This is a genomic window from Endozoicomonas sp. 8E, assembly GCF_032883915.1.
GTDB lineage: Bacteria > Pseudomonadota > Gammaproteobacteria > Pseudomonadales > Endozoicomonadaceae > Endozoicomonas_A.
This window is the reverse complement of sequence record NZ_CP120717.1, coordinates 1,724,351-1,749,989: the sequence shown is the minus strand read 5'-3', so window position 1 is coordinate 1,749,989 and position 25,639 is coordinate 1,724,351. Positions and strand designations below refer to the sequence as shown.

The 25,639-nt window shown below is 48.6% G+C and carries 20 protein-coding genes and 6 tRNA genes; 10 read left to right on the top strand and 16 right to left on the bottom strand.

Features of this window, described 5'->3' with window-relative positions; genetic code table 11:
* Window positions 1-3: 3 nt before the first annotated feature.
* A complete protein-coding gene (gene ppc, locus P6910_RS06345; protein WP_317145433.1) occupies window positions 4-2,637 on the bottom strand; it encodes a phosphoenolpyruvate carboxylase in 2,634 nt (877 codons plus the stop codon).
* 411 nt (window positions 2,638-3,048) lie between these two features.
* Here ppc and P6910_RS06340 point away from each other — a divergent pair, with 411 nt between their 5' ends.
* From P6910_RS06340 to P6910_RS06325, 4 genes are all read left to right on the top strand, one after another.
* Window positions 3,049-3,333, top strand: a complete 285-nt coding sequence (locus P6910_RS06340) for a DUF406 family protein (protein ID WP_317145432.1) — start codon at window positions 3,049-3,051, stop codon at window positions 3,331-3,333.
* A 19-nt stretch (window positions 3,334-3,352) separates the two neighbouring features.
* A complete protein-coding gene (locus tag P6910_RS06335) occupies window positions 3,353-3,973 on the top strand; it encodes an alpha-ketoglutarate-dependent dioxygenase AlkB family protein (RefSeq protein WP_317145431.1) in 621 nt (206 codons plus the stop codon).
* A complete protein-coding gene (locus tag P6910_RS06330; RefSeq protein ID WP_317145430.1) occupies window positions 3,945-4,556 on the top strand; it encodes a tRNA-uridine aminocarboxypropyltransferase in 612 nt (203 codons plus the stop codon). The genes P6910_RS06335 and P6910_RS06330 overlap by 29 nt, the downstream gene beginning before the upstream one ends.
* A gap of 226 nt (window positions 4,557-4,782) precedes the next feature.
* Window positions 4,783-6,240, top strand: coding sequence for a glycosyltransferase family 39 protein (locus P6910_RS06325; protein ID WP_317145429.1), 1,458 nt, complete (start codon window positions 4,783-4,785; stop codon window positions 6,238-6,240).
* A 183-nt stretch (window positions 6,241-6,423) separates the two neighbouring features.
* Here P6910_RS06325 and P6910_RS06320 read toward each other — a convergent pair whose 3' ends face one another.
* Complete coding sequence (locus P6910_RS06320; RefSeq protein WP_317145428.1) at window positions 6,424-6,966, bottom strand: thioredoxin family protein; 543 nt, start codon at window positions 6,964-6,966, stop codon at window positions 6,424-6,426.
* Between the two features lie 102 nt (window positions 6,967-7,068).
* Here P6910_RS06320 and P6910_RS06315 point away from each other — a divergent pair, with 102 nt between their 5' ends.
* The gene (locus P6910_RS06315) at window positions 7,069-7,671 is read left to right on the top strand and encodes a TetR/AcrR family transcriptional regulator (RefSeq protein WP_317145427.1); all 603 of its coding nucleotides are present in this window, start codon (window positions 7,069-7,071) and stop codon (window positions 7,669-7,671) included.
* 117 nt (window positions 7,672-7,788) lie between these two features.
* On the opposite strand, the gene P6910_RS06310 is transcribed toward P6910_RS06315, so the two are convergent.
* On the bottom strand, window positions 7,789-11,319 hold the full coding sequence (locus tag P6910_RS06310; RefSeq protein ID WP_317145426.1) for an AAA family ATPase: 3,531 nt from the start codon (window positions 11,317-11,319) through the stop codon (window positions 7,789-7,791).
* Window positions 11,320-11,755: 436 nt separating this feature from the next.
* On the opposite strand from P6910_RS06310, the gene P6910_RS06305 reads away from it, so the two are divergent.
* The gene (locus P6910_RS06305) at window positions 11,756-12,754 is read left to right on the top strand and encodes a nucleoid-associated protein (RefSeq protein ID WP_317145425.1); all 999 of its coding nucleotides are present in this window, start codon (window positions 11,756-11,758) and stop codon (window positions 12,752-12,754) included.
* Between the two features lie 176 nt (window positions 12,755-12,930).
* On the top strand, window positions 12,931-13,722 hold the full coding sequence (locus tag P6910_RS06300) for a hypothetical protein (RefSeq protein WP_317145424.1): 792 nt from the start codon (window positions 12,931-12,933) through the stop codon (window positions 13,720-13,722).
* Here the strand turns inward: P6910_RS06300 and P6910_RS06295 are convergent.
* Entirely contained in the window at window positions 13,688-14,380 is a 693-nt protein-coding gene (locus P6910_RS06295) for an SAM-dependent methyltransferase (protein WP_317145423.1), read from the bottom strand. The two genes, P6910_RS06300 and P6910_RS06295, sit on opposite strands and share 35 nt — an antisense overlap.
* A gap of 197 nt (window positions 14,381-14,577) precedes the next feature.
* Here P6910_RS06295 and P6910_RS06290 point away from each other — a divergent pair, with 197 nt between their 5' ends.
* Together P6910_RS06290 and P6910_RS06285 are read left to right on the top strand one after the other, a co-directional pair.
* Window positions 14,578-14,763 carry a DUF3094 family protein gene (locus tag P6910_RS06290; protein ID WP_317145422.1) on the top strand — a complete coding sequence of 62 codons (186 nt, stop codon included), beginning with the start codon at window positions 14,578-14,580 and terminating at the stop codon, window positions 14,761-14,763.
* 128 nt (window positions 14,764-14,891) lie between these two features.
* The gene (locus tag P6910_RS06285; RefSeq protein ID WP_317145421.1) at window positions 14,892-16,211 is read left to right on the top strand and encodes an NAD(P)/FAD-dependent oxidoreductase; all 1,320 of its coding nucleotides are present in this window, start codon (window positions 14,892-14,894) and stop codon (window positions 16,209-16,211) included.
* Window positions 16,212-16,270: 59 nt separating this feature from the next.
* Here P6910_RS06285 and P6910_RS06280 read toward each other — a convergent pair.
* The 7 genes from P6910_RS06280 to P6910_RS06250 form a co-directional block, all read right to left on the bottom strand.
* A tRNA-Lys gene (locus tag P6910_RS06280) sits at window positions 16,271-16,346 on the bottom strand.
* A gap of 56 nt (window positions 16,347-16,402) precedes the next feature.
* Window positions 16,403-16,478: transfer RNA gene (locus P6910_RS06275), tRNA-Asn, on the bottom strand.
* Between the two features lie 7 nt (window positions 16,479-16,485).
* Window positions 16,486-16,561 (bottom strand) — tRNA-Lys (locus P6910_RS06270).
* 56 nt (window positions 16,562-16,617) lie between these two features.
* A tRNA-Asn gene (locus P6910_RS06265) sits at window positions 16,618-16,693 on the bottom strand.
* Between the two features lie 6 nt (window positions 16,694-16,699).
* A tRNA-Lys gene (locus P6910_RS06260) sits at window positions 16,700-16,775 on the bottom strand.
* Window positions 16,776-16,842: 67 nt separating this feature from the next.
* Window positions 16,843-16,918 (bottom strand) — tRNA-Asn (locus P6910_RS06255).
* Window positions 16,919-17,174: 256 nt separating this feature from the next.
* A complete protein-coding gene (locus tag P6910_RS06250) occupies window positions 17,175-17,777 on the bottom strand; it encodes a peroxiredoxin (RefSeq protein WP_317145420.1) in 603 nt (200 codons plus the stop codon).
* 444 nt (window positions 17,778-18,221) lie between these two features.
* Here P6910_RS06250 and bfr point away from each other — a divergent pair, with 444 nt between their 5' ends.
* Window positions 18,222-18,695 (top strand): bacterioferritin, encoded by a 474-nt coding sequence (gene bfr, locus P6910_RS06245; RefSeq protein ID WP_317145419.1) that lies wholly within the window; start codon window positions 18,222-18,224, stop codon window positions 18,693-18,695.
* Window positions 18,696-18,736: 41 nt separating this feature from the next.
* Here the strand turns inward: bfr and grxD are convergent, their stop codons facing one another.
* The 5 genes from grxD to P6910_RS06235 all read right to left on the bottom strand — a co-directional run bounded on the left by grxD (window position 18,737) and on the right by P6910_RS06235 (window position 25,474).
* A complete protein-coding gene (grxD, locus tag P6910_RS06240; protein WP_317145418.1) occupies window positions 18,737-19,069 on the bottom strand; it encodes a Grx4 family monothiol glutaredoxin in 333 nt (110 codons plus the stop codon).
* 187 nt (window positions 19,070-19,256) lie between these two features.
* A complete protein-coding gene (locus tag P6910_RS26745) occupies window positions 19,257-19,439 on the bottom strand; it encodes a transposase (protein ID WP_410493883.1) in 183 nt (60 codons plus the stop codon).
* A complete protein-coding gene (locus tag P6910_RS26740) occupies window positions 19,391-19,687 on the bottom strand; it encodes a transposase (protein ID WP_410493925.1) in 297 nt (98 codons plus the stop codon). Before P6910_RS26740 ends, P6910_RS26745 begins: the two co-directional genes overlap by 49 nt.
* A complete protein-coding gene (locus P6910_RS26735; RefSeq protein ID WP_410493924.1) occupies window positions 19,639-19,908 on the bottom strand; it encodes a transposase in 270 nt (89 codons plus the stop codon). The genes P6910_RS26740 and P6910_RS26735 overlap by 49 nt, the downstream gene beginning before the upstream one ends.
* A 106-nt stretch (window positions 19,909-20,014) precedes the next feature.
* The gene (locus P6910_RS06235) at window positions 20,015-25,474 is read right to left on the bottom strand and encodes a hypothetical protein (protein ID WP_317145417.1); all 5,460 of its coding nucleotides are present in this window, start codon (window positions 25,472-25,474) and stop codon (window positions 20,015-20,017) included.
* Between the last annotated feature and the right edge of the window lie 165 nt (window positions 25,475-25,639).

Genomic DNA, 25,639 nt, shown 5'->3' with positions numbered 1-25,639 from the left:
CAATTAACCGGTATTACGCATACCTGCAGCAATACCAACAACGGTAATCATCAAAGCCTGTTCCAGATTTTCACAAACCTTCCCTTCTTCTGAATGTCGAACGCGGTAGAGTAACTCTGCCTGAAGCACATTCAGAGGATCGGTATAAGGATTACGCAAAGCAATAGCCTGCTTGTTCTGGGGATGGTTAGACATCAACTCTTCCCCGCCTTTAAGCTCCAGCAGTGCCTGAACTGCAGTTTTCAGCTGCTCTCGCAGGCTTTCTCCCAGATGCTGTAGCTCGGTCGGTACCAACCGCTCTTCGTAGTATTCAGCCAGATTGGAATCGGTCTTCATAAAGACCATCTCCAGCATTTCCAGCCGCGCCTTAAAGAAGGGCCATTGACTGATCATCTCTTCCAGAGTTTCTTTCTGACCGTTTTCCAGGGCATTTCTTAAGGCGGCACCGCACCCAAGCCAGGTGGGCAGCATGAGACGAATCTGAGTCCAGGCGAATATCCATGGAATCGCCCGCAGACTTTCCACGCCCCCATTGGGCTTGCGTTTTGCAGGTCTTGAACCCAGGGGTAGCTTGGCCAGTTCCTGTTCTGGCGTCACCGCACGGAAGTAGGGAACAAAATCAGGCTCATCCCGGACCATACCCCGGTATATTTGCAGGGAATCCCTGGCCAGCTGATCCATCATATCCCGCCAGCTTTGTTCTGGCACAGGGGGCGGCAGCAGGGTCGCTTCCAGCGTGGCGCTGGCATAGAGCATCAGACTGTTAATGGCCACATCAGGGAAACCAAACTTGAAACGAATCATTTCTCCCTGTTCAGTGACTCGCAGATTATTGTTCACCGAGCCCGGCGGCTGGGAGAGAATCGCCGCATGGGCTGGACCACCACCACGACCGATGGTACCACCACGACCATGGAACAGCGTCAGCTCGACATTATTTTCACGACAGACCTCCGTCACCTCTTCCATGGCCCGATACTGGGCCCAAGCTGCTGCCATCCAGCCAGCATCCTTGGCGGAGTCGGAATAACCGATCATCACCATCTGACCGCCATGACAATAACCACGATACCAAGGCAATGACAGCAGAGAGCTAATACACTCACTGGCACCATCCAGCGCGTCCAGTGTTTCAAACAGAGGAGCAATGGGCATTGCGTAGTCAACGCCACACTCTTTCAGCAAAAGCGCTACAGACAACACATCAGAGGGTTTGTAAGCCATGGAAATGACATAAGCACCCAATGCCTGCTGACCTTCTCTGGCAATAGCACGACAGGTGGCGAGAACTTCAGCAACATCCTCGGAAGGCTGCCATCCTACCGGAATCATGGGCCTGGGATTCTGCAGCTCTTTCAGTAAAAAGGTCTGCTTCTCCTGTTCATCCCAGCTCTGGTAATCACCAATCCCCAGGGCCCTGGTTAACTCACTGATCGCCTGGGTATGTCGGCTCGCTTCCTGACGAATGTCCAGACGTATGAGGGTGAGACCAAAGCTGTGAGCACGACGGATCATGTCCAATAGCGGACCATCGGCGATAACGCTCAGACCCACTTCATGCAGAGAGTGGTAGCAAAGCTCCAGAGGCTCAATAAGATCTTTATGCTCAAGAAGCACTTCTGAAGAACGGGGTTTGTCGACCAGTGAATATTCGCACCAGGTTCTGGCCTCTCTGAGACGCTCTCTGAGCTGCCTGAGAACTACCCGATAGGGCTCTCGACAATCGCCCAGTTTCTGCTTCATCTCTTCACTGCATTCCGTCATGGAGAGCTCTCCAATCAGGGGTTTCAGATCCCTGAGGTACAAATCCGCAGCCATCCAGCGGCTCAATAAAAGCACTTCCCGGGTCACCTCAGCGGTGACAAATGGATTTCCATCCCGGTCGCCTCCCATCCAGGAAGAAAAGCGCACCGGAACGGCATCCAGTGGCAGACCAATGTCTGTATGTTCCCTGAGCCGTTCATCCATAGCACGAACAAAATCAGGCACCGCATTCCACAGAGAATGCTCGATGGTGGCAAATCCACCCTTGGCTTCATCAACAGGCGATGGCCGCTTCATCCTGAACTCATAAGTGTGCCAGGCCTGAGCTATCAATTGACGGAGCCTGTCTTCAAGACGGGCTCGCTCCCTGAAGCTCAGGCGGCTGCTTTCCAGCCTGTTGAGACACTCAAAAATTGATTCATGTTTCTGGATCAGGGTTCTGCGGGAAACTTCGGTGGGGTGAGCGGTCAGTACCAGCTCCATATCAAGACTGGCAACACTGTCTGCGATTTGCTCCTGGCTGAACCCCTGATTTCTCAGCCTCGCCATCAATTCATCAAAGTGATCCGGGACACAGAACGTTTCGCCATGGCTGACAGCAATACTGTCATACTGTTCGGCCAGGTTAGCCAGATTAAGAAAATGACTGAACGCCCGTGTAACGGGCACCAGATCGTCATCGGAAAGGTTTTTCAGTTGATCCAGTAAAACTTCCCGATCATCCTCACTGCCTGCTCTTGCAGCCTTGGCAAGCTGACGAATGCTTTCAATACGATTAAAAAAAGCCTCGCCATGATGTTCTTTTATAGTCTGACCCAACAGTGTTCCCAGCAGGTTCACGTTGCGACGCAAATTCGCCTTGCTGTCTGTCATAGATTTAACTTCCCGGGTTTTTACCGTGAAATTGCTTTCACTCTGGCACTTTGTTCATGGCTAAAAGCACGCTCACCTTGTTCTGATGCAGGAATACCGGAAACTTTTGAACTAAAGTACCGCTTTCATCCCTCATTTTGATGACGTACAACTTCGAGAATCACTGAGCCTATACCATAAAAACCGAATAAAAAAGCCTTCACAAACACGCACCAAGACGCACAAATAAGTACAGGACACACAAAACATGGACATAGTCGATTTCAGAAGGATTTCGGAGAAAAAAACGGCCCAGCCCTGGGAAAGCTATCGCAGAAACAGCGATTATTTCTGACGTATCCCCATAGATCTTGTAATATGTTTATCTCATGATGAATGTGGTGGACTTACTCGCTTTCAAGAGGTATCAGCATGAAAGAAAAAGACCCCTTTGAGTGCAACACCTGCAATACGGTAGAGGTCGGCACACTGATCCGCGACGATGATACCTGGCTTTCTATGGAAATTCGTGGTGACGAGGCAGTTTCTGCCCAGGACAAGTTCAGCAAGATAGAGCAACAAGCTCTTTCAGTGGGATCAGGCAACTGCAAGATTCAGTCGGAATCCATTCAGGAAAACGGTATCACTGTGATCAAGGCGATGCTGGACTTTGACTGTACTGCAGAAAAGCTGATCTTTGAAATGTCTCTGCGATAACAGTTCCCAGTGTATAGAGTTGCGTTCTATCAACTTTGATGCTCCTGATGCCGAGCTGTCTTTCTGGCCTGATCTGATCGCACAGCAAGACTGTGAATCCTACTACCAGCAACTTCTGTCTGGTACCCGGTGGCGTCAGGATACGATCACGATTTTTGGAAAAACATTGGATTTACCCCGATTACAAGCGTGGTATGGTGATAAGGGAATGACCTACAGCTACTCTGGCCTGACGCTCACTCCGGAGCCATGGACACCGGTATTACTGGCGATAAAAAAAGTGGTCGAGCACACCTGTCACTCTTCATTCAACTCGGTTCTGCTCAACCTGTATCGTGACGGCAATGACAGCAATGGCTGGCATTCTGACGATGAGACAGAGCTTGGAGAACACCCTGTTATTGCGTCACTGAGTCTGGGCCAGGAAAGACGTTTTCGACTGAAACACAAAGAGGCCCGTTCAAGGGGTATTCAACCCTTGTCACTGGATTTACCTTCTGGCTCACTGCTGGTGATGTCAGGCTCAACCCAGCGCTGCTGGCAGCATTGTCTTCCCAAAACATCCAGAACCGTTTTACCCCGCATCAATCTCACTTTCAGGAATGTCATTCATGGCCCGAGCCAAATGCCCGCGCTGTGAGCGTCCTCTTCGATTCTGCATTTGCCAGCATTTACAACCCGAGCAGGCCTGCTGTGAAGTATTGATCCTGCAGCACCCCGATGAGGTCAAACATCCGCTGAATACCGCCCGGATCGCCAGACTGGGCATTGAGAACTGCAAGGTTCTCGTAGGAGAGGACTTCTCCGAAAACCCGCACCTCAAAATCCTTCTGGAGAACAAAAAAAGCTGCTTACTTTTTCCGGGCGACGAGGCCTTTCAACCCTCTGAATATCAGAAAATCCATGGCCTGCCTGATGTTTGCATTCTGCTGGACGGCACTTGGAGAAAGGCCAGGAAGATACTTCATCTCAACCCCCAACTTCAATCGCTGCCCCGGATATCCCTGCCAGAAAATCTGGAGTCCCGCTACCGAATCCGCAAATCCCCCCATCAATCAGCCCTGTCTACTATTGAAGCAACGGTATGTCTTATGCGGGAGTTTTCAGGAGACCCAATGGTTCACCAAATCTGTCTGGACAGCTTCCGCGCTATGATCGACCGACAGATCGAAGCCATGGGGCGATATGTCTACGAAAAAAATTATAGAAACCGATCAAAATGAACTACCTTAGATAGGCATTACCTCGGCTTGGGTTCCGATCAGCGTGCCAGTCGGGTTGATTCTGGACCGGGCTTTTTTATCAGTCAGCGAATAACACGGGATCCAAGACTTTTTTGCTTTATTTGTGTTATTAATGAATTGGCCAAAACAATGCGAAGTGATGGAATAGCAGCTTTCATAATCTTGTACATTTTCACAACAACCAGAGAAAGAGTTCAAAATAATAATGACTGACGCCTCCCTGAAGACCTCTTCCCGCTGGCTCTGGGTATACCTTCTGATTCTGCTCGCCATTCTGGTCCGGCTGTTCTCCCTCGGCCTGTACCCCCTGATGGATACTTCAGAAGCCCGGTACGGTGAGATCGTCAGACTGATGGTAGAGACCAATGACTGGATCATTCCATATTTTGATTATGGTGTCCCGTTTCTCGGTAAACCACCTTTGTTTATCTGGCTTTCAGCCATAAGCTTCAAGTTATTCGGCATCAATGAATTTGCTGCCCGCTTACCTTCTCTGATTTGTAGTCTCGGCACCCTGGCACTGGTCTGGAAGCTGGCTCATTTTCAAATGGGGGAACGAAAGGCAAAAATTTCGGTACTGTTCCTGATCACTTCTGCCATGTTTCTCGTTCTTTCCGGTGCTCTGCTGGCCGACCCGGTCATGACCCTGACGATCACCCTGATACTCGGCAGTTTCTGGATGGGCTGGCAGAGTCATAACGAATCTGAAGCACTTCGGTGGCAATATTTGTTTTTTGCCGGTTGCGGTCTGGCACTGCTGGCAAAAGGACTCGCTGCATTAGTTCTGGCAGGGGGGCCGATTTTTTTATGGTGCCTTCCAAAAGGCAGACTGATAACACTGTGGCATAAATTCCCCTGGATCAAAGGTACTATTCTGGCAGCGGCCATTGCCCTTCCCTGGTATATAAGTGCCGAGATACGCAACCCCGGTCTTCTGGAATACATGTTTATTGGCGAACATTTTTCCCGCTATCTGGATTCCGGCTGGCAAGGTGATGAATATGGCAATGCCCATGTTCACGCCTTGGGAGCCATCTGGGGCTACCTGCTGGCTGGAGGCTTTCCCTGGACATTCGTGTTACTCGGAGTTGCCATCAGGCAACTCTGGAAATTCTGGCAAAAGAAGCCCACTCTCAGGTTAACTGAATGGGATTATTTCCTGCTCTGCTGGCTGCTGTTTCTGCCCCTGTTTTTCACTTTCACTGCCAACCTGATCTGGACTTACACGCTCCCTGTGATGCCTGCCCTGGCAATGATTATTGCACGACTGTTTGGGGAGAGCTGGTCCAGCCACTCTGGTAAGCTTATCACTCTGGCAACCCTGACCCCTCTGTTGATGATTGCTACCACCATGGTCATGATGAACGACGGTGGTAAAAAATCACAAAAGTACCTGATCGCCAACATGATGACTCACCCTACCGAACAACCTGGTCATCTTATTTACTTTATGAAGCGTCCATTCTCGGCTCGCTTTTATTCCCAGGGTCAGGCCCTGCTGGCATCCAGTGAAGAGGAGATCTTCGATCAATTACACAGGGATCGCAGGGACTTTCTGGCCACTCGCGACGGCAACATCAATAATTTGTCTGCACCGCTGAAGGATCGCTTCGAAAAAGTATCCAAATACAGAAACTGGACCCTCTGGATTGAGAAAAAATAATACCTTGTGAAGAGTGCTGAATTATACCAATCGTGCTTTCTAACTCCCGTGATGAGCATGGAGATTTAAGCATTGAGACAAGGCGGCGTGAGGTGTCATAGCCTTAGCTATGGCGAACATCGCCGACGCAGGATTAAGGCTTAAATCTTCAGCGCAATAGGGAGTTAGAAAGCTCGATTGGTATTACTTCCATTTAATATTACAGCCGATACTGGGACTTTGATTCTCTGCTACTCGCTCTCCCGCCAGCACTGAGTCCATAGCAGACTTTAAATCGGCCCCGGTCACAGGTTTGTCATTACCGGGACGAGAGTGATCAAACTGACCACGATAGACACACCTGAGTTCGGCATCGAAGAGAAAGAAATCAGGTGTACAGGCCGCATCATAGGCTTTTGCCACCGACTGACTTTCATCGTACAGATAGGGAAACGGATAAGATTTTAATGCCATCTTATCAGGAGCATCCTCGGGATAGGTCCTGGCATCATTAGCACTGATAGCCACTATGCCAAGATCTCGATCGGCATAATCCTTACCCAACTTTACCAGCGCATCTTCAATGTGAATCACATAAGGGCAGTGATTACAGATAAACATCACCAGAACGCCCTTCTCCTTTCTCACTTCCTGCAGGGAAACGGACTGTCCTGATGAAGGATCAGGTAATTTAAAATCAGGGGCAGACGAGCCCAGTTCAACCATATTCGATGGGGTCAGAGCCATTCCGGTATTCTCCAGCTTGTATGCCACAACAGCTGCTAATCCATTGTGGGAGTTGTCGGGAACAGAAAACTACTGCTACATTGGAAGTTCGAAAATCAAATTATGTCACTTATGGGCAGGCATACCTCTTTTAATAAAGACAAGGCGCTGGATAACGCGCTCGCTCTCTTCTGGTCCCGGGGATTCTCGGCTTCTTCTCTCAGACAGCTGGAAGAAGCTACCGATCTGCACCCGGGGAGCCTGTATCACCATTTTAAAAACAAAGAAGGCTTATACCTGCACGTCTTAAAGTATTACATTGAACACTACCTGCAGTTTAGAATCCAAAAGTATCTCAGTTCGGGCCCTCCACTTGAAGGTTTACGCCGATTTCTGACAGCGGGCTATCGTCATCCCCGCAACATGCAATACCAGAACTGCTGCTTTCTGGCCTGTACCAGTACAGAACTCCACCTCTTGCCAGATCAGGCTGCTGAGCTGGTCAGACAGGCTGTGAATACGATTCAACAGGCATTAACGGCCCAGATACTCAAGGGTACTGAAAAAAACCTCATTGCCCCCTGCTTGAGCAGCTCGGATGCAGCCAGAGAACTCACCAGCTTCTTTCTGGGCCTTCAGTTAATGGCCAGAATCAGTCCCAATCAGCATCAGTTAGATTTGCTGGTAAAGCATAGTCTTGAGCATATTCTGAATCCTAAAACATGATTGGGACAAAGCTACTATTATGGAACCGAACAACCAAAGCGACACAACGAGAACGGCGAAAAGTTCAACCAGAAAAAACCTGAAGCACCAAGCTTCAGGTTTTTTTCCTGTGACCGTTTATTGATACAAGTCATCATCTTCATAGTCTTCATATAAGTTTGATGTTCCTTGTGGCACTCCTGCTGCTTCAGAAGACACTGATGCAGAGGGGGGTGTATCCTGAAAACGGAATGAGGTTCCGGCCTGGCTTGACTGCCTGTGAAACGCTTCATAACGGCGAATATCATTATCCGCGACACTGCGCCTCGCAGTGCGCATGGCTTGCTCAAAATGGCTGCGCGTTAACATGTAACTTTCAAGGGACTCTTCAACATCCATTGCCTCGCTTTGAGCTTCCACCGGGCTACGACTGCTAATGTACTCCCTGATAGCCTGTTGTATTGCAGTCTGGCAGATTTCGTTAATATCAGCTCCAGAGAAACCTTTGGTAATGGCAGCCAGCTGACTTAAATCAACATCACCCTGTACCGGGGTGTTACGCAGGACAGCTCTAAAAATATGCAATCGGCTTTCATAATCTGGCAGTGGTATGTAGATATGCTTGTCGAAACGACCTGGTCGCATAAGGGCTTTATCAAGAATATCGGGTCGGTTGGTAGCGGCAATGATGTAAATATTATTCCGTTCAGCTATCCCATCAATCTCGATTAACAGTTGATTCAGGACGCGATCACTTGCACCACTGGCGTCACCCAGTGAAGAGCCTCTGGTAGACGCCAGAGAATCAATTTCATCAAAAAACAGGATGCAGGGTGCTGCCTGCCTGGCTTTGTCAAAAAGATCACGCACATTATGCTCTGATTCGCCAAACCACATAGTCAACAACTCTGGCCCTCTTATGGCAATGAAGTTAGCCTGGCAATCGTTGGCCAGGGCTTTGGCTAACTGTGTTTTGCCGCAACCAGGGGGACCATACAGAAGTACACCTCGTGCCAGTTTCTGACCAAAATGCTTCAGCAGCTCGGGCCATTCAAGGGGGTTGCGAACCATTTCCAGCATTTCATTTTTGACATCCGCCATGCCGCCGATGTCTGCCCAGGTCACAGTGGGTATCTCGACAAAGGTTTCTCTGAGTGCTGATGGGTTGGAGGAAGCAAGCGCCTGTTCAAAATGAGCCTGAGTGATTGCCAGACTATTTAACAACGCGGCATCAATATGTTGTTCATCATCCAGGGTGCTGATATCTATTTTTTCCCTTATACAGAGCATTGCGGCATTACTGATAAGCTGTGTGATGTCAGCGCCGGTGAACCCATGGCAGGTTTTTGCAATCTTTTCCAAATCCACATCATCGGCAAGTTTTTTGTCCCTGGTATGGACCTGAAGGATTTCCAGACGACCGGCCTGATCAGGAACGCCGATATGGATTTCTTTATCAAAACGGCCAAAACGACGCAGTGCCTGGTCAAGCGAATTGACCCTGTTGGTGGCTGCCAGAACCATGACCTGACGCCTGGGCTGCAAACCATCCATCAGGGTAAGCAATTGGGCTACAATACGTCGCTCTACTTCACCCTGGGTTTTGTCACGCTTGGGGGCTATAGAATCAATCTCATCAATAAAAATAATGGCTGGCCTGTTTTTGTCAGCTTCCTGAAAAGCCCTTCTCAGGTTGGATTCTGACTCACCTGACATTTTGCTCAATATTTCCGGGCCGTTAATCAGAAAGAGGAAGGCACCGCTCTCATTGGCAACAGCCCGGGCAATCAGTGTTTTTCCATTTCCCGGTGGTCCACTCAGTAGTATTCCTCTTGGAGGACTTACATTCAGGGTATTGAAGAGTTGTGGGTATCGCATGGGAAGCTCAATAATTTCGCGTATTGTTTGAATCTGTGGTCTGAGCCCACCAATATCGTCATAACCAACATCCATAATTGAAGATTCATCCTGCCGCTCGACGGGATCGCCTTCACAGTGAATGAATGTATCCTGGGCAACTATACACCCGCCTTCTGGTTCCGTTTGTATCACGCGGAACTCAACGGTTCGCAAGCCAGCACTTATAGGAATAATGTCGTTTTTAGCAACGGGTCGATACGAGTCAAGAAAAAATGGCTTCAAAAACACATCAAACAAGTTGCCGGTTATACCTTCAAGGCTATCTTTTATTGGCAATATACTCACTCGTTTACCATAGGGCAGCATAGGGAGGTGGGAGACTTTGACGATATCGCCTAATCTCACCTTAAGGTTGTTCCGGGTTGCCCTGTGCATCCTGATACAGCCAGATGGCTGATTTGCATCCGATATAACAACGGATATAGTGGTTTTTCTTACTTTGCCGGTTAGCAGGACGCTGTCTCCACGATAAATGTTTAACCCAGCCATGTCAGCCTCTGACATTGTAACTACGGAGTATTCATCACTGGGACTCTCATCAACCAAAAACCGGTTGGAAGCTGCCTTACGTGCTGGAGCCGAGGCAGGAGCGGGCGAGGCAGGAAACTGCTGTTCCGACATGCTTCCCTCGCCAGGGTCTCCCCCGCCATGAGGGGACTGGCTGCCGGTCCCGGGAGATCTTTCTGCTGGCGCCTCAGATAAGTTTTCGGGAGGTTCGAAGGGTGGAGGAGTTCCCGGATCCCGTGGCACTTTACGAATTCGCCAGTGCCACTGATGCCAGCCACCTCCGGCAGCCAGTCTGGGGCCAAAATACTCTGGATACAGGTATTCAAGCCAGCTCTGGAAGTACATTGAAAGTAGCCGCTGGTATTCTTCCTTACTCATATAACGAGCCTGCTTGTTCCCCTCCAGCCTGTAAAAGACATTACCATTCTGATCAACCGTTCTGGTGGCCGCTATCTGCCCACTGGCCGTTACCATAGCTGGCTTCTGCTCACTCCAAAGGGGTGTGTCTTCGAATAATGAGGCAATGGTTGCTGACAGGTCCAGAATCCATCCACTGCCATCATCCAGGCCCCAACTTAGACAGGGTTCACCATCGCAATTCCTGGGAGTAAGATCGATTGTCGTTTTAGTATCCTGCGTTATGCCGTCAACCAAGCCGGGAGGCCCGGGCAGTAGATCACCATTTTGGCCAGGAACAGGTTGACCTGGCTTCCACTGTAAACTCGTGTCAGGGACTGATATGTGCACAGGCACACCTTCTTCACTGACCTTTACCTGTGTCTGTTCAGGGTAAGGCTCTGGCCTGCTTTTGCCAGGTAAAAGCCAGGTCCATTGATCCGGGACTCCCCGGTCAGGTGCCAATGTAATATCCAACTCCTTTGGCAGGGGCAGGCAGCCTGACTTGTAAGCAAGGAGGGGGTCTTCAGGCTCGATGCAAAGGGATGGTTCAGTCCCAGCCTCCTGAGTGGTGCCAGAATGGGAAAGACGATTGAAGTAGTTATGATAAGCAAGAGGGAGTAACAGGATAGGCAGAGGAATACCGGATGGATTATAAATGCCAGGGGCGCTACTGGCATACCCCGTCGACACGAGCGTCCCGCTCTGTCCGGAAAAGGTTTTGACAGGCGTCACCAGAAACGAAATGCCTAGAAACAATATCGGCAACTTCATATCGATGCAGTTCAGATGAAGGTTGTCTGATCGCCGGGGGGTAGTGAACACGGACAGAATAAAATAGAACATAACCTATCACATATCATCCTGCATAGGGCTCAGCCCCATTGACTGGCCTTTGCCGTTTGTACAAGGCTCTATATATAGCACCGCACTGGTCGGCGTGCCATGAACAGAGATGGCGGTAATCAATATTTGTATGAAATAGTCAATATAAGATCGATGTCTTTTGCCCCGGATTACTCCGACGAGCCGCAGAACTAGCTCACTTGGGATAGCTATTTCGCGAAACAGTAGCATGCCAAAATCGAGGGACAACTCCCCTCCTTAAAATCAGCTCTGACAGTTTTACCATTAACAGGGTGAAAACGAAGAGTTTCTTGTGTATGTTTTGCCATGGCAGGCTCCGGTTTGCTTCTTCCGAAGCTTACTTTTGGTCGAACCTGCTCTAATTTATGAAATATTCGGGTTAGACGATCACCACTGCGTTCAAGACTATTAACTTATGGCTATACAACAAATCATTGTCCACCAGCTGAAACAGGTCCCAGGCAGTGACTCCCTGACTGCTATGCCGGCAAATCACAGCCTCCCCCCCACTCCGGCCCTGGAAGCCATACTGGACGACCTGCTGCAAACCTACAACAAGAAACAGGACAAACAGTACGGTCAGTTCAACCCGGACGCCGAAAGCCCTTTCCCAACTGAACTGGGTGATTATCTGGCAGAAAAGATGGACTTTACAGCCCTGACCCGGAACACCCTGAACCAGCTTCTGGAAAAGCTCGATCAGGCCGGAGCACTGGGTGGCGGCTACCTGCTGTTTGCTGATTATCAGCAGGGCCTGACACGATACTTCATGCTCTGCATGCTAACCAGTAATGTCAGCATAACCGTGACAGATGATCTTGCTATTCAGGATGTAGCCTATCTGGATACAGCCAGAATGCCGCTGGCCTGCCGCATTAATATCACCGAATGGCAGGGTAACGAGAACAGTGGTCGTTACCTTTCATTCCTGCGTCCCCGCGGTGGCCGCCGTCTGAGCGATGTATTTCAGGAAGCTCTGGGCTGCAATGAAACCAGTAACAGCAAGGAAGAAGCTGACACACTGGTCAGTGCTGTAAAGGAGTACGCCAGGGAAGCGCCTTCCCTGGAAAATCACAAGGAAGTCAGCCGCCAGGTCTATGACTTCTGCCAAACCAAAATGGATGATGGCGATGCCCTGACTCTGGATGAACTTACCGGTTACCTGAGTGAAGCGGGCTCCGATGATTTTGCCCGCTTCGTTAACACCCGCGACTACGACATGAGTCAACCTATGGCTCCGGAAAAACGCACTCTAACCAAACTGGTTAAGTACACCGGTCGCAGCAAAGGCCTTAACATTGCCTTTGATGCCGAGCTGCTCGGTACCCAGGTGGTGTACAACAGAGATCTGAATCAGCTCGTAATCAAGGAAGTTCCTGCCAAGCTCAAGGAACAGCTGGAAGGCAATAACTGACATTACAGTCGTATTTGCATGCTCTCTTGAACTCTGATAGTTCTTCTATTACGAGGCTGCTCACTGTCTTATTGAGGGCTGCAAATGTCGATAAACTGCTTCTGGATTGTCACAATCAAGTGACAGCCGGGATATCCGATACATAAGGGATGATTTCACTGTTTCCGGACCCCGTAATGTCTAAAGTTCACTCACTGGCCGCACTGCTTTTTCTTCTGACTTTTATGAACCTGGCTACGTCCTCAGAGCCACCTGTCAAAAACAACAACCTGACCCCAGAGCACCTTTTGAAGCAGGAGTTATTGCTGAATCAGCTGATCGTGAATATTCACTTGCTCCAGATCGATTTTCTCAACAAGGACGCGAGGATGAAAATGCAGGACAGTCTGACTCTGCTGAACCAGAACATCCCGGCCTTACCGGAAGGGTCCAACGATCAGGAAACTTCGAAGTTGCTTTCATCAACCCAGACTCTATGGCCTATCATTAGCCGACACGCCGCCTGGATGGCTGATTTGCCTGTCCACTCCCGCCCCCCGGAGGCCGCTACACTGCTTCTGGCTCTGGCCAGGCTGGATAGAAAGTTACTGCTTCTCAGACAAGAAGTCCTGACCCGCCAACCACACAAAAATGAGAAGCTCGGCTTTCTTGAACAGGCATTACTCATGCAACGCTTGGCCCGTCAATATCTCAGCCTGACTCTTTCCGAATTAGATGAAGACAAGAACGCTTCCGGTCGGCTTCAGCTGCAAACACTGGCTCGACATTTCGAACAGAAGTTGTCCAGACTAGGTCAAGACTACGGAGACCACGCCCATGCGGCCAAACCGATCAAACAAGCTCAGGCGGCATGGAATTTCATCAAGGTGGGATTAGAGCAATTTCCGGATAAACCGATTCCTGAAATGATCGCTCGCTATGGCAGCAGCGTCGTCAAACGCATGACTTCTGCACACAAGATGTTCTGACCTGCAAAAATATATCCGCTTCCCCCCATGGGAAGCGAGCAGAAAAGCGTTCACTCTGCTCAAAAATACCCGGTACAGGGCAATAATCCTGGAGCGGATAGCTGACAGAAATCACTTTACTCCCGGGTTTAAGAGCCAGCATTCTCAGCGTCAGGCATCGAATAGTGAGATCATCCAGATTGGATGCATAAAGATAAATGACCGTCGCCCCCGAAAGATCCACCTCCAGATAATCCCCCTCAATAACAGTTAGTTTATCCAACTTCATTCTCCGACTGACACGGCGGAGTCTCAGGCAAAATGTGGGGATCTGCTCAATCGACGTCACTCGGACACCTGCAAAAGCAGCCATCCAGAGCGAGGTAAAACCGCTGCCTGCACCCAATTCAAAAACATGATCCCGGGACGTTAATCCAGACTTTTCACAGATGTCATCAAGCACTGTTAAAGGTGTTTCACCGTAAAGATATAAGTCATCTGACTTTTTTTTAATCAGAAAACGCTTACTGACCTGAAAAGGACTGTCCAGCAGATACCGAAGCTTCAACTCAAGAAAGGCTTTGAGGAATGTGTGGTGGGATGAGAAACGACGAAATACTCTGTATAGTTCGACCCACTCGAAATATTGAACTTTTAACGCCAATAAAAACAGTTTCACCCGCTGCGCCCAGTTGTCATAACGTTTAAACTAGGTTGATCGAGAGCTTGAGCCTAGTCAACTGTGATCGATTGGCTAGTTAGTACACGTGTTCAAATTATTTTAGGCTTTTCTCAGTCAAATTCAGGTTATCTATTGGCAGATTGACTGCTTAAATAGCATACTCTAATGTGCTGACCGAGGATACGGAGTGGCAAATGGAAAAAACCCAGACCCGCCTATACCCTGAAGATCAGGCCAAAGTTGACCGTTTTATCAGCACTGGAACCAATGCGACAGAGCGTAACCGTTTCAGACCCTTAAAGCTGATGTTCTGGCTGGGCTTGGTGATTGTCATACTCGGTGTTCTCAGCCGTCTGATAGGCGTTTTTATCCTGGGCTGAGTCAGCCTGAACAGCTGTAGGGTGTGTTCTCAATCAGTTTTCCGCTCTTTCTAACCATAAAGTCAAGAAGAGAGCAGGGTATTTCAGACTGATTCAAAACACTCCTTTATAAAAATAGAGAGAATGAAGTGACTGACCCGCTGCATAAAATAGTAATTGTTGGAGGAGGTGCCGGAGGGCTCGGATTAGCCACCAAACTGGGAAAAAAACTGGGCAAGAAGAAGAAAGCCCGAATTACCCTGGTGGATGTTCGAAAAACGCATTTCTGGAAACCTCTTTTGCATGAAGTGGCCGCCGGCTCCCTGAATGCTTTTGAAGATGAGCTTAGCTATCTCGCTCAAGCCAAATGGAATCATTTCCACTTTCTACCCGGAAGAATGTGCGGCTTGGACAGGGATGATAAAACCATAACCCTTGCGCCTATTAACGACGAAGCCGGACAAGAAGTCGTTCCCGAGCGCAGCCTGGAGTACGATGACCTGGTGATCTGTTTAGGAAGTACTGCAAACGACTTTAATACACCAGGTGCAGTGGATCACTGCCTGTTTCTGGACAACCGGGAACAAGCGGAAAGAGTGCATACCACGCTTTTGAACCATTACCTTCATGCCCAGGCTTCCCATGAGAAGTCGCCCGAGTTAAACATTGCCATCATTGGCGCCGGAGCGACGGGTGTGGAACTGGCAGCAGAACTTCACTTCGCAGCCATAGAACTCGCCCGATATGGCCTGGACGCGATTCAACCAAACAAAGTAAACATCACTGTCATAGAAGGCAGCGAACGAATACTGCCTGCCCTGCCCGCTCGTATCAGCAGCAGTGTTCACAAACAGCTGCAAAAAATGGGGATTGTTATACAAACCCGTCAGCTGGTCAGCGAAATCACTAACAAAGGCCTGAACACAAAAAGCGGTGACTTTATCAACTCCGATCTCAGTATCTGGGCCGCAGGTATCAAAGCGCCTGCATTCCTGAAAGACATCGCTGGTCTTGAAACCAATAGAATCAACCAGCTAGTGGTCAGACCCACCCTGCAATCTACGCTGGATGACCACATCTACGCACTGGGTGACTGCGCCAGCTGCTCACTGACAAACAGCAAAGGCGAACCATTCACTATACCTCCAAGAGCCCAGGCTGCCCACCAGCAGGCTGAGTTGCTGACCAAGAGCCTGATAGGAAAGGTTCTGGAGGGTCAGGCACCTTTAACCTTTACTTACAAGGATTACGGTTCTCTGATCTCTTTGAGTCGTTTCAGTGCCGTAGGTAATTTGATGGGAGCCATCACAGGCGGCGATATGATGGTGGAAGGCAGGATGGCCAAGATGTTTTATATCAGCCTCTACCGAATGCATCAGGTAGCGCTGTTTGGACGATTGAGGACTGGAGCCCTGATTATCAAAGACTTTATCGGGAAAACGACACGCCCCCATCTAAAGCTGCATTGATTCATTTTTAGAATGCGAAAAACAAAAAGCCGGTTCAATGAACCGGCTTTTTGTTGATTTGGTGGGTCGTGTAGGATTCGAACCTACGACCAATTGGTTAAAAGCCAACTGCTCTACCAACTGAGCTAACGACCCACTGAACCTTCTGAATACACAATCCAGAAAGCTAACCCTTGCTAAAGAGTTTAAAGTGGCTCCCCGAGCTGGACTCGAACCAGCGACCCAATGATTAACAGTCATTTGCTCTACCAACTGAGCTATCGGGGAATAAAAGTGGTGGGTCGTGTAGGATTCGAACCTACGACCAATTGGTTAAAAGCCAACTGCTCTACCAACTGAGCTAACGACCCACTGAACCTTCTGAATACGCAGTCCAGAAAGCTAACCCTTGCTAAAGAGTTCAAAGTGGCTCCCCGAGCTGGACTCGAACCAGCGACCCAATGATTAACAGTCATTTGCTCTACCAGCTGAGCTATCGGGGAAGAAATTGGTGGGTCGTGTAGGATTCGAACCTACGACCAATTGGTTAAAAGCCAACTGCTCTACCAACTGAGCTAACGACCCAAGCCGTCTATTAAACACGCAGTTCAATAAACATGCAACTCTTCAATCAAAAGTGATTATAAAGAGCTGGCTCCCCGAGCTGGACTCGAACCAGCGACCCAATGATTAACAGTCATTTGCTCTACCAACTGAGCTATCGGGGAATCGTTGTCGGCGATGCTTTGCGTCATCACCTGACGGCAGCGAATATTAATGAGATTTCCGGCTGAGTCAAGTCCTTCTCCTCAGCTTTGTTCAAAAAGTTTCTGAAAAAAAGCGCTAGAAATAACTTGCTGATCTATAAAACAGGAGTGGAACGCCCGTAAGTTCTGGGCCCGTTCCCGAATTAGAACCCCGTATAACAGAAAAAGCCGCCCGAAGGCGACTTTCTTTTCAATCATCAATTGACGAAGTCCGTAATTACAAGCCTTCGGCACTCTCAGACAGGTACTTGGCAACACCCGCAGGGGAAGCGTCCATACCCTTGTCACCTTTGCTCCAGCCAGCTGGGCAAACTTCACCGTGCTCTTCGTGGAATTGCAGAGCGTCAACCAGACGGACCAGCTCATCCATGTTACGACCCAAAGGCAGATCGTTAACGATCTGGGAGCGCACAACACCGTCCTTATCAATCAGGAAAGCACCACGGAAAGCGACACCGCCTTCGGACTCAACGTCGTAGGATTTACAGATGTCGTGAGCCATGTCAGCGGCCAGAGTGTACTTAACAGGACCGATGCCACCTTCACTGACAGGCGTATTACGCCACGCGTTGTGAGTAAAGTGAGAGTCGATGGAAACACCGATAACTTCAACGTTGCGCTCTTTGAATGCATCGATGCGGTGATCCAGAGCGATCAGCTCGGACGGACAAACAAAAGTGAAGTCCAGCGGGTAGAAGAACAGAATACCGTACTTGCCACGAATCGCCTCGGACAGGGTAAACTCTTCAACAATCTCGCCATTGCCCAGGACGGCAGGAACAGTAAAGTCAGGAGCTTTCTTGCCAACCAGTACGCCCATGAATTTAATCTCCAAGGTTTAGTATGTATCACTGCGATCATGCAATCATTGCAGTCATCGCAATCATTTAAGCGACATCATGATACACCTGATAACGGCCTTAGCCTATAAACCCCTGCACAAATATCTATAAATTTTCTCTTTCAAATGATAGATAAAATCTATCAAAGTTGACTAATCCATTTATTTCAGTGATCGCCTCATCCCATGCGATGGAAAATATACCCCTCATAGACTTGATACCGACCACAACCGATAACGCTAATAAGAAATATTATCATTATTTTTCAGTCAGTTACCTTTGACAGAAGCCAATCAGGCTCCATACTTCCTGTGCTTGTACTTTTTTGGAGAGAAGTATTTTACCGCTCCTGGAAATAGTTCCTGGAAATAGTGAATGGAATCAAAGCCTCCTTTAATTCATGACTGTATGGAGCCCCTGTTATGCAAGGCGAAAAAGGTGTTCTGGATCATCTGAATCAAGTACTGATGAATGAACTGACTGCGATTAATCAGTACTTTCTACACGCACGAATGCTCAAGAACTGGGGAGTCAACAAACTCGGCCAGTACATTTATAAGGAATCCATTGATGAGATGTGGCACGCCGACTGGCTGATTGAGCGAATTCTTTTTCTGGAAGGCATGCCCGACTTTAAATACATGCAAAAGCCGATCATTGCCGCAGATGTCAAAGGCATTCTGGAAGCTGACCTGCAACAGGAGTTGAAAGCAATTCCACCGCTAAAGGAAGCCATCGATGTCTGTGAAAAGGTGGGTGATTATGGCTCACGTCAGTTGCTGGAAAAAATTCTGGCTGCGGAAGAAGAGCACATGGATAGTCTGGAAGTCCATCTGTACCGTATCAAAACCATGGGAATGGAAAATTATCTGCTCTCTCAGAGTGAGGAAGACTAGGCGGGAGGATTCTGTCCTCCCCACCTTGAAGAAGGCTGAAATTATTCAGCACCTTCCTCTTTGCCGACAGCAGCCTTGATCATCTTCTGAAGGTCACCACTGTTGTACATCTCGATCAAAATGTCGCTGCCACCCACCAGCTCACCCTTGATCCAGAGCTGCGGGAATGTTGGCCAGTTGGCGTATTTTGGCAGGTTGGCACGAATTTCCGGGTTAGCCAGAATGTCAACGAATGCGAACTGCTCGCCACAAGCCATCAGAACCTGCACAGCTTTGGAGGAAAACCCACACTGAGGCAGCTTGGGAGACCCTTTCATGTAGAGCAGAATGTTATGTGTTTCAATCTGCTCTTTAATTTGATCCATGATATCCATGAAATCACCTCATCACCGAAATGGAATCAACGGCTTTTCAAATAAGCTGTTGGCACTGGCCCTGCATTCTAAAGAAAATACCTGACTTACACCATTGGTTATACCGAAATCCGGTCAGATAATGACTTTCTAACCACTGCCTGACCTGTGAATTCAACCTTTCAGTATTCGCCTGACCCCCTCAATTTCAGCCTCGACAGCAAAATCTGCGGGGCATTTCTGGTTCGGGCAGGTTGCCCAGTGCATGATATAAAGCGATTTCTGCATATCTATAGGTTCTGAAACCATACGATTTTCTCGTAGTGAGTTTTATCTTGGTGTTCAGACCTTCCACAATTCCGCTGGAAAATGTTTTTTTGCCTTGAACCAATTCAGGATCAGTGGCCTGTGTCGCCGAACAGTTTTAGCTACTATCTTCATCGGCTCTACCTTTGACCGCATGACTCTTATACACCACCGGTCCAGATACTTTCCTGCCCAGTATGGTGAGATGTAACCCCAGAACACTTGAAACTCCTCTCTGAGCAGATAGGCTCTGACACTTTTGAGATTATACTGAAGCACTGTATTTAACTTGATCTTTTCTTTCCCGGTAAGGTTTTCCTTCCGCCTGAGCAGACATACCTCAGTTGCTGACTACACTCAGGGCCAAAAAAGAAGAAAAAGTTTCTAATTGTGACTTCAGTACAATCCTGACCAGCCCATAATGGCCGGGGGCAACTGCGATCAATCTGATAAACCACTGTCAGGTATTTATGTCCGACTTGATAAGCCACTTCATCAACACCAACGGCCTTGATATTGTCAAGTGAACGATGTGCTTTGCCCCACTTAATCATGTACTCCACAGCATGAAATACTTTTCCCATGAGGTGCTGAAAGTACTGGCAACCTCTTTCCAAGACAGCTTTCTGGCCCAGTTTGCCTGAACGACACGAATCTTTTTTAGAAAATACTCCCACACCCATCAAGCAGCTCCAGTTCCTGACAACCCTGATAAACATCAGGATCAACATCGGATAATAAAGGGTCTTGCTTTTTTAAACGCTCTATTTTGCTGCATGCCCGTTGCCGCCATTCTTCCAGTATGCGGTTATCGGTATCGATTTTGGCTTTTTTAAGGAGGACCACTGTATGCATAAGCTCCATTTCACTCTCGTACTCCTCCAGTAAATTCAGTATTTCGCTGCCAAAAATTTCCGTCTGGTTCAGCTTTAACCATAAACTGCCAAACGCCTGTTTTTGTGGTTCCAATTCATTCTCTGGCTGATAGGCTTCAGCTTGCCTGAATTGCACGTTATTCAGGTACGGGGTCAGCGATTCTCTAATTTCATCGGGGCATTCTATATCTGATGTTTCGATTCTTTCTCTCAGTCTGCAAAGCAGTGATTCAGGCAGTCTCTCTTTATGATGGTCAAAGGATTTCCAGGTGACGGGTTTGATGACCATTCCTTCCTTGATCAGAATAACCAGAATATGAATGGGTAAAGGGTTGAAGGAGGTCGCTTCAACCAGACTCTTTGCCCTTGGCTCTTTGTTTGCGGTGAGTCTGGCTTTGCGTCTTTGGACGTATACCGGGTTATCCGGGTTTGAATGTTTCTGCCATTGGTCTGGAGTCAAATAATAGTGTTCAAATATCCCGGTGATTTTCAAAAAAGTCCTGAACTGTTTTTCTGACCAGTTGCTGATAGTCATTTTTTCATCCTGTATTTCCAGCTGTGGCATTGGGCAGCGATAGTTCTGAACATCATCACCCGGCACCTCAACCTCAAGCCATTGACCTTTGACGGTAAAAGACATCTCATTGAGGTTCTGCATCAACACTGCGATATAGCTCAGGGCCAACTGTTCTCCTGATTGGATAAGTCCGGAGACAGGTATTTCAACATGGTTATTGTTGTTTGTTCGCATCCCGGACAGAAAGTGAACGGGAATATCGTTATCCCAGGGTAGAAGACTATGGGTTTTGAGCAGCGCTTCAAACAGTATCTGGATGCCTTCTTTGTTAATATCATGGGTTTTTAGTTGCAGGCAGGCTTCAAGCAGCTTGCTTAACCAATGGGAAGAATGCTCTTTGCTGAGTTTTTGCAGGGCGCTTAACGAGGGAAACAGGTCGAATACAGCCTGGGCATGACTGGCATCCAGAAAACGCAGCTGATCATTTTTTGTTAAGGGTTGCAGGATTTCCAGATAGAGCCTTTGCATAGAGTCGAGTTTCAGCACCGCCGACAAGGGTTGCAACACAGCAGAGTACTGCTCCCATAGTCTTTTATCCGGCAATGACTTCAACCGCTTGGCAAAATAGACAAAACGCTCCCTGTCTTCATCGCAAGAACACAGTAACATTGCTCTATTTAACACGCGCAAAGGCACGGCTTTCATTGAATGACGCCACAAAAAATGCCGATCCCGTTGATTAGCCTGAAGGTAGCGTTTGACGCTTTTCCCTCCAGAAGAAGATAAAAATCCTATCAATGATTCCAGCATCAGAAGTGTTTCAGTCTCTTTATGCAATTGGCAGAACTGTTTTAAAACCGTCCATTTTAGCGACCAGTCTGGCTTAGGGGTGGAAAGATAAAGAGCGACTGTTTTTATCTCGCGATTGTATTTATTGTCTCCTTCATTATCCGGGTTGCTGTGCTCTCCGGTAAGTTCTGTAAGCAGTAACTGTTTCAGTTGTGTTTCCCAGTGTTGCAGCATCTTGGTAGCAGGTAGCCCTTCTGATGCCCAGAGCCTGGGCATGATTTGCAGTAGCCTGTGATTGTGCGCCCCCCGGCAACCTACCCAGTCCAGCACTTTTTTCACAGACTCATGTTTGGGCAAGCCTTGGCCGTGACTCATGGACGAGAAAATGCGGAGCAGCTTTATATTGAGCTCGCCACCCTTGTGTTTCCATTCGGGCCAACCCAACACCTCTTTCACTTCCTTTTGTTTGAGCATGCCTTTGCCGTGATTCATAGACGAGAAGGCGCGGAACAGCTCCATACTGAACTCGCCATCCGTGTCTTTCCATTCCGGCCAACCCAATATCTCTTTCACTTCCTTTTGTCTGAGCATGCCTTTGCCATGATTCATAGATGAGAAGGCGCGTAACAGCTCCATACTGAACTCACCATCCTTGTCTTTCCATTCCGGCCAGCCCAGCACCTCTTTCACTTCCTCTTGTTTGAGCATGCCTTTACCACTGTTCATGGATGAGAAGGCGCGGAACAGCTCCATATTGAACTCGCCATCCTTGTCTTTCCATTCCGGCCAGCCCAGCACCTCTTTCACTTCCTCATGTTTAATCATGCCCTTACTGCTATTCATGGATGAGAAAGAGCGGAACAGCTCCATATTGAACTCGCCATCCTCGTCTTTCCATTCCAGCCAGCTCAGCACCTCTTTCACTTCCTCATGTTTAATCATGCCCTTACTGCTATTCATGGATGAGAAAGAGCGGAACAGCTCCATACTGAACTCGCCATCCTTGTCTTTCCATTCAGGCCAGCCCAGCACCTCTTTCACTTGCTCATGTTTGAGGATGCCTTTGCCATGATTCATAGATGAGAAAGCGCGGAGCAGCTCCGTGCTGAACTCGCCATCCTTGTCTTTCCATTCCGGCCAGCCCAACACCTCTTTCACTTCCTTTTTTTTGAGCACGCCTTTCCTATTTTTCATGGAAGAGAAGGAGCGGAACAGCTCCATACTGAACTCACCATCCTTGTCTTTCCATTCCGGCCAGCTCAGTACCTCTTTCACTTCCTCATGTTTAATCATGCCCTTGCTGCTATTCATGGACGAGAAGGCACGGAACAGCTCCATACTGAACTCGCCATCCTTTTCCTTCCATTCCGGCCAGCCCAACACCTCTTTCACTTCCTCCTGATTGAGCATGCCTTTGCCACTATTCATGGATGAGAAGGAGCGGAACAGCTCAATACTGAACTCGCCATCCTCATCTTTCCATTCCGGCCAACCCAGCACCTCTTTTACTTGCTCATGTTTGGGCATGCCTTTGCCATTGTTCATTGACGAGAAGGATCGGAACAACTTGGTATTAAACTCGCCATTCCAGTCTTTCCATTCCGTCCAGTTCAGCACCTCTTTCGCTTCCTCTTGTTTGAGCATGCCTTTGCCATGATTCATAGATGAGAAGGCGCGGAACAGCTCCATACTGAACTCGCCATCCTTGTCTTTCCATTCCGGCCAGCCCAACACCTTTTTCACTTCCTTTTGTTTGAGCATGCCTTTACCACTATTCATGGATGAGAAGGAGCGGAACAGCTCCATACTGAACTCGCCATCCTTGTCCTTCCATTCCGGCCAGCCCAGCACCTCTTTCGCTTCTTTTTTTTTGAACACGCCTTTACCATTGTTCATGGATGAGAAGGAACGGAACAGCTCCATACTGAACTCGCCATCCTTGTCCCTCCATTCCGGCCAGCTCAGCACCTCTTTCACTTGCTCATGCGTGAGCACGCCTTTACTACAGTTCATGGATGAGAAGGCGCGGAACAGCTCCATACTGAAGTCGCCACCCTTGTCTTTCCATTCCGGCCAGCTCAGCACCTCTTCCACTTGCTTATGTTTGAGCATGCCCTTACCACTGTTCATGGATGAGAAGGCGCGGAACAGTTCCATACTGAACTCGCCATCCTTGTCTTTCCATTCCGGCCAGCCCTGCACCTCTTTCACTTGCTCATGTTTGAGCATGCCTTTGCCACGATTCATTGACGAGAAGGATCGGAACAACTTCGTATTAAACTCGCCATCCCTGTCTTTCCATTCTGGCCAACCCAGTATTGCCTTCACTTGCTCGTGTGTGGGCACGCCTTTGCCATTATTCATGGAGGAGAAGGAATTCAATACATCCAAACTTGCTAAATATTCGAGTTCATTCTGGCTACGCTCTGCAAAACTACGGATATGTTTTTTGCTATTATTCAGCATGCCGGTCAGCATGCCTGTGTTTTTGACGTTTTTAGAAAGGTGCCCAAAAAAGGCGGCGGCATTATCGAAGAAGCCATTAAAAGAATCTCTATCTACGAAACCAAGCAGCTTATAAAAAGTGTTTTTTACAGTGATGTTTTTTTTCTTGAATACCGCCACCAGGGTTTGCACTTTTTTCAGCTCTTCCTGACTTAATGCGTACTTGATATTTGCTTTTATTTTTTCTAACGGATCATCGGGAATTTGAGTGACTGCCGGTTTCTTTTTTTTGGCCGCTGGTTCAGCAACAGCTGTTGAACTATTTCTCTTTCTAGCCGGGCCCTTCTTTTTTTTCGGAGCGGGTTCTGGTGAATCCGGTTCTGCTTCTTCCCGGATTCGTCTTACCCTTTTGTTACCTTGAATGCCCGACAGGCACTTGTTGCACAACAACGCTGTAGCTGCTGTCTGATTTGCTACACGTTCTAATTCCTGTGGATTCAATACCTTGTCACACTTCGAACAAGCGACAAGCGAATGTCCGGTATTCTGCTCAGCAGAGGGTTTCAGTGGGTCATCGCCTCCACGACCATTGGCGCCTGTCGAACCGGTTCCCTTGTTACGGGCAGCAGATCCGCTTGTCTGGCCAGTCTGACTTGCTGTCGCGGTCGTTGATGCTTTTATCGTTCGGGAGGATTGGTTCTTTTTCCCGTTGCCCACCTGCCGGCCAGAATATTTGCCAGAAACCATCTCACGGTAAACCCTGAGTTCCTGACCATTCTCTGCCAGCCATGTCTGAACCAGCCCCGGCTCAATCGTGCCAGGGTCTGACCTTTCCAGATCAAGAAGATCGGCTTCAATTACCATAATCCGGTCTGACAAAATCCGGGCCAGCGTGGTTTGGCCTGTCATAATTGCCCATAGTCGTTTGATTTGTAATATTATAAGCAGTTGCTTTTTTTGCTGCAGACAAGTTTGGACAGGATCAGAAATAAAGGTAAGGTCAGGTTGGGGCTCTGGGTCAGGACTCCCGCTGTTTCCGTCAGGTGGCTTATCGCCATCATCTCCTACTGCGGCGCCCCTGGTGATCAGACCATTAGAAGTGTTCTCCAGAACTTCAGGGGGCACGTAAAACTCCAACAACTCGTTCCCACGCTCCGGAGGCTGTCGCAAAACTCCAACAGCTCGTTCCCATGCTCTGAGGTCGTCATTCCCGCGAAGGCGGGAATCCAGCGCCAACGGTGGATCCCTGCCTTCTCGGGGATGACAAGGCCAGGGGGGCACCGGGCAGTATGGTTCTGGTGGTGAGTCAGTGTGGATTCCCGCCTTCGCGGGAATGACGAGAATGAAGCCGGGAATGACGGGAGTCAACTCGTGACACCCTCGAAAAGAATCGGGCTGTTCAGGTTCAGCTAACTTATTGGAATACAGGAAATGAACTGGTAGCGGGCTTGAGCCGACTAATTCCAATGCATGCAGCGAATCCCCAAACAACATCGTCACTAGCAGAAGCAGTGATCGGACCATCGAGCAGGCAGCTTTTTTTTTTGTGAGCGTCTCATAGATCCAGGCAAATAAAATCAGCTTCTGTGAATCCATTCGCTAGTGGAAAAAATTCGTACGTCATCCGGCTTAGGCCTGATGATTGACGTTTGCGCTAGA